The sequence below is a fragment of the Filomicrobium insigne genome (assembly GCF_900104305.1).
Classification (GTDB): domain Bacteria; phylum Pseudomonadota; class Alphaproteobacteria; order Rhizobiales; family Hyphomicrobiaceae; genus Filomicrobium; species Filomicrobium insigne.
On record NZ_FNJC01000001.1, the window covers coordinates 596,856 to 609,227 of the forward strand.

Sequence of the window (12,372 nt, forward strand, 5' to 3'; positions counted from 1 at the left end):
ACAGGCCCAAATATCTGATATAGGTCGCCCCGAGTGTGAGAAACGCTCGGAGAATGGCAATCGGGGATGACCTAAATTTGATGCAACGGCATCGTAACGACCAGCACAGCGGCAAGATCCTCCTGCTTATCAGCGAGGATTGGTTCGCGCTTTCTCATTTCAAGCCGCTGATTGCGACCTTGAGAGAGTTTGCCAACGAGGTCGTGATTGCGACCCGATCCTCCGGGCGCTTCGATGAACTCGAGGCGCTTGGCGCCCGTGTTGTGCCGTTCGACTTCCGTCGTTCCTCGCTGTCTCCCCTTCGTCAGGCCGGAACGGTGCGGAGCCTAGCGCAGCTCATTGCGCAAGAGCAGCCTGACGTCGTCCATGTGGTCGCGATGCAGCCCATGGTGCTATCCGCCCTTGCCCTGAGAATGGCTCCACGGTGTCGCGTCGTTATGCACCTTACAGGGCTTGGCTTCCTCGGAATTTCCGAAGGCATGGCTGCTCGGGTTATTCGACCGGCGGCATTTGCCGCACTCGGCGGTATTCTCGGCCGGCCCGACACGTGGCTCCTAGCGGAAAACCCCGATGACCGCGCCTATCTCACGGACAACGGCATAAAGATTGGAACGCGCTCGACCGTATTGGGCGGAGCGGGCATAGATATTGAAGCTTACCCCGCTCTTCCTCCTCCAACTTCGACAGTTGCATCAACGGCTTTTGTGGGCCGGATTATCCGTTCCAAAGGACTGGAAACACTCGCCGAAGCGGCTCGTATCTTGCGCCATGACGGAACAAAGATCACGTTGAAGCTTTACGGCAAGATTGATCATGACAATCCTGATGCCATCTCAGAGGCGCAGGTCGCGCAGTGGCAACGCGAGGGGCTCCTTGTTTGGCACGGCCATGTCTCGGACGTTCGCGACGTCTGGGCCGATACTGATATATGCGTTCTGCCGGCGATCACGCGGGAAGGTATGCCGCGGGCAGTTCTAGAGGCCGCAGCTTGCTCTCGGCCTTTGATCGTCACCGACGTTCCCGGCTGCCGGCACTTCGTTCGCAACGCGGTGGAAGGCTATGTCGTCCCCGCAGGCGATGCACAGGCTTTGGCAACGGCTTTGGCCCGGCTCGTGCGCGAGCCTAATTTGCGCGTGGAGATGGGCAAGGCAGCGCGGGAGCGCGTCTTGTCCGGCTTCACACTGGAACACGTGCAGGAAGGCATTCGCAGTGCCTACAGCGCGCTCCTCGCTCAGCACAACGCATAATTTTACACATGGCAAATCCACCTCTTCTCACCCTCAAAGATATCCATCTGACGTTTGGTGGAACTCCACTGATCGAAGGCGCAGAACTCAGCGTTGCCGCAGGGGACCGGCTCTGTCTCGTTGGGCGCAACGGATCGGGTAAATCAACCTTGCTGAAGATCGCTGCCGGCCAGATCGAACCTGATTCCGGAACCCGTTTTGCACATCCAGGAGCGGTGATCCGTTATCTACCGCAGGAAGCTGACTTCTCTGGCTTCCAAACAACCAGTGACTACGTCGCAGCGGGATTGAGCCCGACGGATGATCCGTATCGTGGTCAGGTCATGCTTTCTGAACTCGGGCTTTCGGGTGAGGAAGACCCCGCGCAACTTTCCGGTGGCGAAGCGCGACGGACGGCACTTGCGCGCGTCTTGGCGCCAAGACCTGACGTTCTTCTGCTTGATGAGCCCACAAACCATCTCGATCTCCCTGCCATTGAGTGGCTCGAAGCCGAACTCAAGACGACGAAAGCGGCGCTCGTCCTGATCAGCCACGACCGGCGGTTTCTAGAGAACCTATCCCGGTCGACTATCTGGCTCGATCGGGGAATTGCGCGTCGGCTCGATCAAGGTTTTGCAAGTTTTGAAGCATGGCGTGATCAACTTCTCGAACAGGAGGAGACCGAGCGACATAAGCTCGATCGCAAAATCGTTCGAGAAGAGCAATGGATGCATGGGGGTGTTACAGGGCGCCGCAAGCGTAACGTCCGCCGCGTCGCGGAACTCCGCGCAATGCGAAATGAGCGCAGCGAATTCCGCCGCGCACAAGGCAATGTGGTTCTGGAGGCCTCGGAGAGTCAGCTGTCGGGCAAGCTCGTCATCGAGGCAAAGAACCTGACGAAGTCATATGGTGGCAACCCGGTCGTCCAGGACTTTTCATTGCGTGTGCTGAGAGGGGATCGGATCGGCTTCGTAGGACCGAACGGCGCGGGCAAAACGACTTTGATTCGCATGCTTACGGGCGAGCTCACGCCAGACAGTGGCGATCTTCGCCTCGGCACCAATTTGGAACTGGTCATGCTTGATCAGAAGCGCGACGACCTCGACCCCAACGCCACCGTCGCCCATGCTCTGACCGGCGGACGTGGCGACCAAGTCATCATCAACGGCAAAGCTCGGCATGTTGCGAGCTATATGAAGGATTTCCTTTTCCTGCCGGAGCAGGCGCGCTCCCCCCTATATGTGCTCTCGGGTGGCGAACGTGGACGATTGATGCTGGCACGTGCATTGGCGAAGCCCTCCAACCTTCTCGTGCTGGACGAGCCGACAAACGATCTCGATCTTGAGACTCTCGATCTGTTGCAGGAACTGCTCGCGGATTATCCGGGCACAATCCTGCTCGTCAGCCATGATCGCGATTTTTTGGATCGCGTGGTCACCAGCGTTATCGTTCCAGAGGGAGAAGGCCGTTGGCGGGAATATCCGGGCGGCTATTCGGATATGATCGCGCAATGCCGTGGGGCAATGGATATTGCGCCTGACAAAGGCATGCCTGCACCCGAGCGGCGAGAAAAATCATCAGTCTCTGAGAAGAGTGGTAACGAACGGGGTGCGGCGCAACGCAAGCTGTCCTTCAAGGAAAAGCACGCGCTGGAGAAGCTTCCCGGCCAAATCGATGCGCTACAGGGTGAGATCCAGGGCCTTCATGCGCGCATCGCTGATGCCAATTTTTACGCGAAGGATCCCGGCGGCTTTACGCAGGCAAGCGAGCGGCTGGCCGCAGCCGAACGCCAACTCGCCCAGCTTGAGGAAGAATGGCTGGAACTGGAAATGAAGCGAGAGGAACTGGAAGGCTGACTCGCGAGGCCGCCTGAGGCGTGGACAAGCGGCCTCGCGGGTTTTCCGTTTTTTACGCACCCTGCTTCCAAACCGCCGTAGACCGGCAGCGATTGCATACACGGTTTCCGGACCAGGCACTGACAAACTCCTCATGGCATACGAGGCAATGCCTGACCTTTTCACCTGGTGCCAACGTCGTCGTCTGCTGCTGCTTTTTCTTTCTCATTTCTCTTGTGTTCCTTCTCTTGCATGAACATATAAGGAACACAGGTTGATTATTCAAGTTAACTCCCCTTCAGGACGCCGCTCAGTGCAGGGCGGCTATGCGCATGTGGAGTTCAGTAGATCTGCTTGAACTCACCCTGCTGCCCCCCATATGTTTGCTTAAAGATGCTTTTCGGGTGGCTTTAGAGAAGCACTCAAGAGGCATGGAGGCCCAACTGTCAGGGCTCCACGGAAGGGCCGGTTTTTTTTCCGGAAAAAAAAGTCGCTTAATACAAGGACTTGATTCAAAGATGACACGCATGGGTATGCTCTCCCACCCGCTTTTGCTTGGGTTTGAAGAGATCGAACGTCTGGTCGACAGAGCCGGTAAGGGTGCCGATGGCGGCTACCCGCCTTACAACATCGAACGCGTGGCAGTGAGAGATAACGGCAGCGCTGAGCTGCTTCGCATCACGCTCGCGGTTGCGGGTTTCACGAGCGACCAGCTTGAGATCACTCTAGAGGACAACCAGCTTACCATTCGCGGCCGTCAACAGGACGACCAAGCCCGCGACTATCTTTATCGCGGCATTGCTGCCCGGCAGTTTCAACGCACCTTCGTCCTGGCCGAAGGGATCGAAGTGAAGAATGCCAACTTGGTGAACGGTCTCCTCTCAATAGATCTGGTCAGGCTAGAGCCGGAAAAAACGATCCGAAAGATCGATATCGGCAACGGAAAGCCTTAGCCCCGACCGTTAAGATCAAGAGTAGAGCAAGCAAGTAGCGTGGCCTGATCACGCGAATCGCGCAATCATGTAGGCTATTGGCGTCGAGCGGTTGGATACGCGCTCCAGTCCCGCCGCGGTAGTCGGGCATGATGGCCTTGGAGCCATGGTGATTTGGCAAAGGCGGATGAAGGGAGTTGCGTCATGACTGAACATCGGGACCAACTGAAGAAATCTATGACTACCAGTGAGTTCGCAGAACTCGGTGGTGGCGAGGTGGCGTACATTAAAACGCTCACCTCAGATCAAGCTCACAAGATGTTTCCCGCGATCGAGGGGTTGCCTGAGGGTATTAATCTCTATGCCCTGCACGCGGCAGATGGCACGCCGCTGGCCCTTACCGATTCGATGCAGGCTGCGCTTGGCCATGCACTTGGAGACGAACTGGAGATTGCCAGCCTTCACTAAGGTGCAATCTCGCAACAATTGAGAAACTTTCCAGGCCCCGACCCTATGTCGGGGCCTTTCGGTTTTTGGCCGCCTCAACCGCGATAGTGAGCGAACTGCCCCTTTGGATTGAAGCGCTCGAGATAGGTGGGAACGATGATGCCCGCCGCGTGGATGTTCTCCACGCCCAGACTTTCAATCGTGCGCTGCTCGTTTTCTGCCGCCTCGCTTACAACGTTGTCGACTTGCAGTAGCCGAACCTGGTCGAGCGTCAAAGGCCGAACCTGATTTGGTAGCGGCCAAGTTGCGACTGCCATGAGTTTGGCGAGCCAGAAAGGCAGGTTCAGATAGCGGCGGCGGCGGCCTGACCAATGCTGGGCGTGATCGAGAATTTGGCGAAACGTAAACACGTCAGGACCGCCAAGCTCATGCACCTCACCTGGGGCTCCGGCGCCCTCAACGGCGTTCGCAATCGCCGTACCGAGATCACCGACGAAAATCGGCTGGAAGCGCGTCCGCCCACCGCCGATCAACGGCAGAAACGGCGAAATTCGTGCCATGCCCGCGAAGCGATTGAAGAACTCGTCTTCGGCTCCAAAGAGAACCGATGGCCGCAAGATGATTGCGCTCGGGAACTCCTCCAACACTGCCTGTTCGCCAGCGGCTTTCGTTCGCGCATACTGCGAGGGCGATTTGGCATTAGCCCCCAACGCTGAGACATGGATCAAACGGCGCACGCCCGCTTCACGCGCCGCCCGGGCGACGGCACGCGCCCCCTCAACATGCACGGCGGAGAACGTCTGGCGGCCGGTCGGCGACAGTATGCCGACACAGTTGACAACTGCCTCAGCACCTTCGATCGCCGGGGCGATCGATTGGGGATAACGCAGGTTCGATTGGACTGCGTGAATTTGCCCGACAACGCCCATCGGTTGTAGATGCCCAGCCAAGTCCGGACGGCGGCAGGCTGCCCGAATACGCCATCCGCGCTCAGCGCATTGACGCGTTGCATAGCGGCCGACAAAGCCAGAACCGCCAAAGATCGTGACCAAGCCACCGTGGAGAAGCTGCATCGTCTGATCCCGCTCGTGATAGTTTGATTGCTGTGTTTATCTTATACTTGATGTCGTGGCGAACTCCGAACTCGTGGCTTTACACGACGTCGCGACAACCGGAAAGCCTGCGAAAGGTCACGTACCAATTGACAACGGCCGCGGCGCCAACTAACTCATGCGCCCTGACCCACCCAATGCCCAGGTGGCGGAATTGGTAGACGCACTAGTTTCAGGTACTAGCGGGTAACACCGTGGAGGTTCGAGTCCTCTCCTGGGCACCATTTTCCCGTTCGCCGAAGTTCCCGGACATTCGCAAGGCCCTTTGCAAATAGGGACTTTTGACCGAACGCGGCCCTCGGACGTCCGGCGCCATTCGTTGGTATCCGGAGCAATTGTTGGTATAATTGTTGGCAAGTACCAACAGCGTGTCAGCGCGATACCAACAAGGACCGGGGATGGCAAAGCTAAAACTGACCGATGCCGCGATACGGGCGGCCAAGCCACGCGCGCGGCCCTATAAGCTTTCTGACGGCCGCGGGCTTCACCTCCTCATCACCCCTACCGGTTCCCGCCTCTGGCGGATGCAGTATCGGTTCGGCGGCAAGCAGAAGCTGATCGCCTTCGGCTCCTATGCGGGTGCCGGCAGCGAGGGGCTTTCGCTTGAGCAAGCGCGCGCCAAGGTCAGTGAAGCCCGCGCGCTGCTGAAGAACGGTATCGACCCCGCCACGCAAAAGAGGTTGGACAAGATTGCCGGCAAGATCGCCGGGGCCAACACCTTTGGCATCGTTGCCGACGAGTACGTCGCCAAGATTGAGGCTGAGGGCCGGGCGCCGGTAACCCTCGACAAGGCGCGGTGGCTCATCGACTTAGCAAGACCTACGTTGGCCGAGCGGCCCATTGCAGAAATCAAGCCTGCAGAGCTTCTCGTCATTCTGCAGAAAGTGGCCGGTCGAGGGCAATTAGAAACCGCCCGCCGTATGCGCAGCTTACTGTCCCGGATCTTTCGTTTTGCCGTTGCTACGGCCCGGGCAGAAAGCGACCCCGCGGCGCCACTGGTCGGCGCAATTGCGGCCCCCACAGTGACACACCGCGCCGCCATCCTCGACCCGAAGGAGTTCGGTGGCCTCTTACGCGCGATCGACGGCTACGACGGCCAGCCAGCAACACATGCAGCCCTCAAGTTGATGGCGCTGCTCTTCCCGCGCCCCGGCGAGCTGCGGCAGGCCGACTGGAAAGAACTCGACCTGGACAAAGCGATTTGGGTCATTCCGGCCAGCCGCACCAAGATGCGCAAGGAACACCGAGTGCCTCTGCCACGGCAGGCGGCAGCGATACTGCGGCAGCTGCACGAGTTCACCGGCCCCAAGGGCCTCGTCTTCCCGAGTGTGCGCACGCCCCGGCGCCCCATCTCCGATGGCACCCTGAATGCCGCCTTGCGGCGTCTCGGCTACGCGAAGGAAGAGGCCACCGCTCACGGCTTCAGGAGCAGCGCCAGCACTATGCTTAACGAGCTGGGCTTCGACCCCGACGTGATCGAGGCCGCCTTGGCCCATGTCGACGGCGACGCGGTGCGTCGCGCCTATAACCGAGCGACCTATTGGGACCAGCGCGTCGAGCTTATGCAGCGTTGGGCGGATCATCTGGATACGTTGCGCGAAGGTGCCAAGGTCATCAGGCGCGACTTTGGCGGCGCAGCCTAATGCTTAACTTGAACGAACCGTATTGTGGCGCGCCTCAACGACTATTTGGTAAAGCCGTGGGATTTTGCTACCCGCTCTATCTGTCGGCAATGAGCTGTTTTGGCTGATTTGCTCATCTGCTCGAGTTCAAAGCGTGCACCACTCGTGCTCATCGCGAGTTCCCCCGGGAACTTCATGTCGTCCGGCGGCACCATCTTATCGACATAGGCCGCAATAGCTGCCTGGTCATAGGATAACCCGCACGCTTCCTCTGCGGCGATAACCCTCGCGAGGTTGCTAGCGATCTCAAACCGCTCCATATCGGAGAGTGCATGAGCGGTGCTCGGCATCAGAGCAACCGCGCCTGCGATGGAGAGTACCATCTTCATTGACCTATTTCTCCTGCCAGTCTCGGGAACACTTCGTGATCCGACGGAATTGCTTCTGCCCTTAGCGGCTAACCGCTAGGTATTGGATGGTCTGGTCAAGAGCCTTCAATCCCTTGGAAGCTCGATCCTGCTGACATTGGTGTCGCTCCGGAATAGACGACCATCAAATCGCACATGATCGCCAATCTTCAGACTGGACATGGTCTGATACAGCGGGGAGTTCGCGGGGATTAGCGTGTTATCTGCGAAATCAGAAAAGGAATTGTTCCAGGTCGATAGATATATGTAGTCTGCGATTTCCACGCTGAGAACGCCGAGGCCGTCCCCGTTGGTGCTGAGCGTCGCCACCCGTCCGACCCATCCTCCGATCGTGCGCGAATTCAACGTTGAGCAGACCGCCTTGGCGCGTGCCGGACGAGTTGCTCCACGCTTGAAATCCGTGTCAGCAGCGGCGAACTCAATACGAGCGTTCTCTACCACCTTCAAAAACGCAATTTGCGCAGTGGGCTGTTTCAGAAGACGTTCCCGTTCCGCCTGTCTCTCCGCCGCCTCTTCAGCCGCCTTCTTCTTTCGGGCGCTCTCGTGTGCGTCCCAGGCGGCAGCATCCAATATTCCAGCCTTGGCAGCGAGATCTTGGTCGGATGCGGATCGCCAGCCTGCTTCTTGCGCCTCGCGCTCTCTCTCCATCGACGCGAGGGTAATCCGTACGCGCATCTCCTCACAATGCCTGAAGCGACATTGGCGGACCGCAGAAGATAATTGGTCGCTCAAGAATGTTGGTGCCCCCATGGGGGTGCGCTCTCGCGAAATCCCTGAACGCCGGATCCTACCGGCGCTATCGGCTGCGCAGCTTGGCACGCCGGAAGTCCATCAAGCCATTTGTGAAGCCATGGCTCTCAGCCTTCATGGAGAAAAATCGGCGAAAGTGAAAGACAGGCAGGCGCTGCTCTTGGGGGAACCGGAAATCGACTATCTCACTAAGAAGGCGATTACCATTGCCGAAAGTCATCAAGACCCAAATGCTGCCTCTGATGCAGTCAAGGCGCTTTTTGCGAAGAGCGAGAAGGCAAACCTTTCCGCGCTCCGCGAGCGGGGCGCATTGACGGCGGGCCTTGAGGCGGCGCTCTTTGGACGCATGATTACGTCTGACAGAGAGGCCATCACCGACGCCGCGATCCACGTCGCACATGCTTTCACAGTACACACGGAAGCCTCGGAAAGTGATTACTTCACCGTTGTCGACGATCTGACTTACGAGGCAGGCGAAGCAGGGGCCGGAGGCCTCTTCGATACCGAACTGACAGCCGGCCTGTTCTACGGCTACGTCGTAATTGACGTGCCCCTTCTAATTGCCAACCTGACTGATGATCCGGCGCTCGCCGGAAAGGTCGTCGAGCACCTAGTCCATCTCATCGCCAGTGTCTCCCCCGGGGCAAAGAAGGGGTCTACGGCTCCCTATGCGTATGCCGAGCTGATGTTAATCGAGGCTGGCAGCCGTCAGCCACGAACCCTCGCGAACGGCTTTCGCACTCCTTGCGCCGCTCGCGTCGAGGCCGCGACAAGCGCGCTCGCAAGCTACCTTGGCAAAGTCGACGCAGCATACGGGAACAGCGAAATGCGCCGTCATACGTCGGTGGAGCCATGTACTCCGCCGCATTCTCAAGCTTCGCCCCTCCCCGAACTGGCCTCCTGGGCGCGCGAGTTGGTTGCTGCGCACCCTGCAGGAGCATGAAGCGGATGCCCGACCATTTGATTTTGCGGCTCGAAGCTCCCCTAATGGCCTTTGGCGGCACCATGATCGATGCCAACGGGCCGACGCTGGAGTTTCCGTTGGTCTCGCTTGTCACGGGCCTGATCGCCAACGCTCTCGGGTTGCGGCGCGAAGAACGCGAGGCGCACCAGCGTTTGCAGGAGCGTATTGTCATGGGCGTACGCATCGACCGGCCAGGAACGGAGCTGCGTGATTTCCAAACCGCCCAACTCTCTGCACGCGATAAGGGGTGGACGACACGCGGTGAGCCCGAACGCCGGGCTGGCGGGGCAGCGACCTACAAATCTCCACATATCCGCCTGCGCTATCATCGCGCCGACGCATGTGTGATCGTCGCTATGCGTCTAGAACCAGCCGATGAATTCCCAACACTTGCAGATATATCGGCCGCTTTCGAGTATCCCGCGCGACCGCTATTCATCGGTCGCAAGCCTTGCCTGCCCTCTGGCCCGATCCTAGCTGCGCCCCCGACCGAGGCTGAGAATGTGCTCGCTGCTCTGAGTGCTTGGCCGCTGGCTTGGACCACACAGGGACGAACGCGGCGCGATGCAACGCCCGAAGAGAGCATCACGGTCGTAATACCCGCAGCCGAACCCCGGCCCGCGGGACCTCACCGCGCCACAAGGCTGACCGATCACCGCGATTGGATATCAGGCGTACACGCAGGAGAGAGTGAACTGTACGTCTTTAGGCTTCCTCGCGCATCCTTCCCGCCCCACGAAGGGACGCGGCTATGACCGAGAACGCAACTGCGGAGCCGCTGTTTATGATCCAATTGCAGCCCGACCCTGTCCGGGCGGGCTTGTGGATCGCGGGAGAAGGGCTCTCGAAGCGTGGAGCCGACGACGGCTATGGTTGGCACGCGCTGCTCAAAGCCGCCTTCGGCGAGCTGGCGCCGCAACCGTTCCGGATTATCGATCATCCGCGAAAGCCTCCGCAACTTCTCGGCTATACACGAGCCAACTTGTCGACGCTGCGCGACCACGCCGAAACCTTCGCTGAACCGGCTGTCGCCGCCGCATTGGGCCTTGACAGCCTTGCTGCCAAGCGCATGCCGGACTGTTTCGCAACCGACCAGCGCCTCGGTTTCGAGGTTCGCGTGCGGCCAACGATCCGCCAACACTTGGCGGATGACCGCACGAGGAACCGCGAACGCGATGTCTTTCTAGCGGCAGCTGAAAAAGCCGGCCCGCGCGCAACCCGCACAGGTCTCGATCGCGCCACCGTCTATGCGGAATGGCTCGGCGGCCGTCTGGGGGCCTATGGAGCTAGGCTGATCGAGGCTCGGCCGCTCGCGTTGCGTCGCACCCGCGTCAGCCGACGAAACGGCAAAAGAGAATTGGTTGGTGACATCGAAGGGCCGGACGCCGTTTTTGAAGGCATACTGAAGGTAACATGTCCCGATGCCTTTCGACGTCTGCTTGGTCGCGGCGTTGGCCGCCACCGAGCGTTCGGCTTCGGCATGCTCCTCCTGCGCCCCGCACCATCGGAGTAGGACAATGCTGCTTGGGCGTCTGGGCCTCGATAAAGCCCGCATTCCACATTCCGACCGGCACGGCCTGATTTTTCTCGACCGCGGTAGGCTTGAGGTGGAGGACGGATGCCTACGTTTCATGACCGCTGGCGGAGGTATGCTCGATGCCGGCGATTATCAAATACCTCATCAATCCGTGTCGATCGTCTTGCTCGGACCCGGCTCTTCCGTCACCCATGATGCGCTGCGCATTCTCGCCGCGCACGGCTGCGCACTTGCAGCCATTGGCAATGATGGAGTGCGCTTTTACACGGCCCCGCCTCTATTGCCCGACACATCTGCACTTGCCCGTCGCCAGGTAACACTTTGGGCCTCAAGCCAGCAACGCATTGCCGTTGCGCGCCAGATGTATGCCATTCGCTTTGGCGAAGAGGTCAAGGCCCGTACGATCGAAATGCTACGGGGGATGGAGGGCGCACGCCTCAAGCGCCTTTATGAACTTACAGCTCAGAAATACGGTGTCCCATGGCACGGCCGACGCTATGATCGTGCCAATCCAAATGCTACTGACGTGCCAAACCAGGCGATAAATCATGCGGCCAGCGCCGTTGAAGCTGCGGCTGCGATCGCCGTTGCTTCGACGGCCACCATCCCCCAGCTAGGCTTCGTCCACGAAGATAGCGGCCAGTCATTTGTGCTGGACATCGCTGACCTTGTCCGACACGACGTAACCCTGCCCATCGCCTTTGGCGCAGCTAAGCAATTTATGAAGAATGAACGAGAGAACCTAGAACGCCTCGTTCGTACACGGGCGGCTGAGATATTCAACCGCGAGCAGGTCGTGGCGAGGCTTATCGAGCACATAAAGACGCTCCTGGAGGAGCAGGTTTCAGGATACATTTCTACGTCGCAATCGTAAGAGGTTTGGGTATGCCCCTATGCATTGTCGTAACCCGCGATGTCGAAATGCGTTACCGCGGGTTCCTGGGGTCCGTGATGCTCGAACTCTCCCCAGGACTTTATATCGGACCTAATCTCAGCAAGGGCGTGCGTGAGCGCGTCTGGAGCGTGGTCTCAGACTGGCACGCTTCCCTTCAAACCGGCAGCGTTGTCATGGCGTGGCGCGATCGCAGCGCTCCTGGTGGCATCCGCGTGCAATCTTTGGGGGAGCCGCCGAAGGACCTCGTCAAGCATGAGGGTTCCCTTCTCGTTCGCCGGGCATTACGTGGCAGTTGCTGAGTGTTCTTTGACAAGTGAAGCAATTTCAGTTCTTTAGAGGGTAGAGGTTCCTCCGCCCACGCGGAGGTCGTCCCAAGCCATGCGTCTGATAACGCCGCATGATCACGGTTCCTCCGCCCACGCGGAGGTCGTCCCGTACCAGTAATCATACTAGGCTTATACCGATAGGTTCCTCCGCCCACGCGGAGGTCGTCCCTGGAAGGTCCAGAAATGGCGCTGCGGCCCTCCGGTTCCTCCGCCCACGCGGAGGTCGTCCCGGGACGCCACCGGGTGTATGGCTGCTTGAAGCGGTTCCTCCGCCCACGCGGAGGTCGTCCCCCAACGA

General features: G+C 59.2%; 13 protein-coding genes, 1 tRNA gene and 1 CRISPR repeat array. Of the genes, 11 read left to right on the forward strand and 3 right to left on the reverse strand.

Annotated elements, in window-relative coordinates:
• Positions 1-53 precede the first annotated feature (53 nt).
• The 4 genes from BLS30_RS02655 (at position 54) to BLS30_RS02670 (ending at position 4,461) form a co-directional block, all read left to right on the forward strand.
• Positions 54-1,247, forward strand: coding sequence for a glycosyltransferase family 4 protein (locus tag BLS30_RS02655; protein WP_090226394.1), 1,194 nt, complete (start codon positions 54-56; stop codon positions 1,245-1,247).
• Between the two features lie 8 nt (positions 1,248-1,255).
• A complete protein-coding gene (locus BLS30_RS02660) occupies positions 1,256-3,082 on the forward strand; it encodes an ABC-F family ATP-binding cassette domain-containing protein (RefSeq protein WP_090226396.1) in 1,827 nt (608 codons plus the stop codon).
• A 497-nt stretch (positions 3,083-3,579) separates the two neighbouring features.
• Complete coding sequence (locus BLS30_RS02665) at positions 3,580-4,014, forward strand: Hsp20 family protein (RefSeq protein WP_046477848.1); 435 nt, start codon at positions 3,580-3,582, stop codon at positions 4,012-4,014.
• Positions 4,015-4,197: 183 nt separating this feature from the next.
• Positions 4,198-4,461 (forward strand): BQ00720 family protein, encoded by a 264-nt coding sequence (locus tag BLS30_RS02670; protein WP_046477846.1) that lies wholly within the window; start codon positions 4,198-4,200, stop codon positions 4,459-4,461.
• A gap of 74 nt (positions 4,462-4,535) precedes the next feature.
• On the opposite strand, the gene BLS30_RS02675 is transcribed toward BLS30_RS02670, so the two are convergent.
• Positions 4,536-5,513 (reverse strand): complex I NDUFA9 subunit family protein, encoded by a 978-nt coding sequence (locus tag BLS30_RS02675; protein ID WP_090226399.1) that lies wholly within the window; start codon positions 5,511-5,513, stop codon positions 4,536-4,538.
• Positions 5,514-5,691: 178 nt separating this feature from the next.
• Here BLS30_RS02675 and BLS30_RS02680 point away from each other — a divergent pair.
• Positions 5,692-5,776: transfer RNA gene (locus BLS30_RS02680), tRNA-Leu, on the forward strand.
• Between the two features lie 174 nt (positions 5,777-5,950).
• Complete coding sequence (locus BLS30_RS02685) at positions 5,951-7,195, forward strand: tyrosine-type recombinase/integrase (protein WP_090226402.1); 1,245 nt, start codon at positions 5,951-5,953, stop codon at positions 7,193-7,195.
• Positions 7,196-7,236: 41 nt separating this feature from the next.
• On the opposite strand, the gene BLS30_RS02690 is transcribed toward BLS30_RS02685, so the two are convergent.
• Entirely contained in the window at positions 7,237-7,563 is a 327-nt protein-coding gene (locus BLS30_RS02690; protein ID WP_210183990.1) for a signal recognition particle, read from the reverse strand.
• A 105-nt stretch (positions 7,564-7,668) separates the two neighbouring features.
• Positions 7,669-8,277 carry a hypothetical protein gene (locus tag BLS30_RS18090; RefSeq protein ID WP_170832372.1) on the reverse strand — a complete coding sequence of 203 codons (609 nt, stop codon included), beginning with the start codon at positions 8,275-8,277 and terminating at the stop codon, positions 7,669-7,671.
• Here BLS30_RS18090 and cas7e point away from each other — a divergent pair.
• The 5 genes from cas7e to cas2e are packed head-to-tail and all read left to right on the forward strand — an operon-like array spanning position 8,183 to position 12,047.
• Positions 8,183-9,295 carry a type I-E CRISPR-associated protein Cas7/Cse4/CasC gene (gene cas7e / locus BLS30_RS02700; RefSeq protein WP_210183991.1) on the forward strand — a complete coding sequence of 371 codons (1,113 nt, stop codon included), beginning with the start codon at positions 8,183-8,185 and terminating at the stop codon, positions 9,293-9,295. The genes BLS30_RS18090 and cas7e overlap by 95 nt on opposite strands.
• Positions 9,296-9,300: 5 nt before the next feature.
• Positions 9,301-10,071, forward strand: a complete 771-nt coding sequence (gene cas5e, locus BLS30_RS02705) for a type I-E CRISPR-associated protein Cas5/CasD (RefSeq protein ID WP_090227351.1) — start codon at positions 9,301-9,303, stop codon at positions 10,069-10,071.
• Entirely contained in the window at positions 10,068-10,829 is a 762-nt protein-coding gene (cas6e, locus tag BLS30_RS02710; RefSeq protein ID WP_090226407.1) for a type I-E CRISPR-associated protein Cas6/Cse3/CasE, read from the forward strand. The genes cas5e and cas6e overlap by 4 nt, the downstream gene beginning before the upstream one ends.
• A 4-nt stretch (positions 10,830-10,833) precedes the next feature.
• On the forward strand, positions 10,834-11,727 hold the full coding sequence (gene cas1e / locus BLS30_RS02715; RefSeq protein ID WP_090226409.1) for a type I-E CRISPR-associated endonuclease Cas1e: 894 nt from the start codon (positions 10,834-10,836) through the stop codon (positions 11,725-11,727).
• An 11-nt stretch (positions 11,728-11,738) separates the two neighbouring features.
• Complete coding sequence (gene cas2e / locus BLS30_RS02720) at positions 11,739-12,047, forward strand: type I-E CRISPR-associated endoribonuclease Cas2e (RefSeq protein ID WP_090226412.1); 309 nt, start codon at positions 11,739-11,741, stop codon at positions 12,045-12,047.
• Between the two features lie 45 nt (positions 12,048-12,092).
• Positions 12,093-12,365: a CRISPR direct-repeat array (repeat unit 29 nt; unit sequence GGTTCCTCCGCCCACGCGGAGGTCGTCCC).
• The last annotated feature ends 7 nt before the right edge of the window (positions 12,366-12,372 follow it).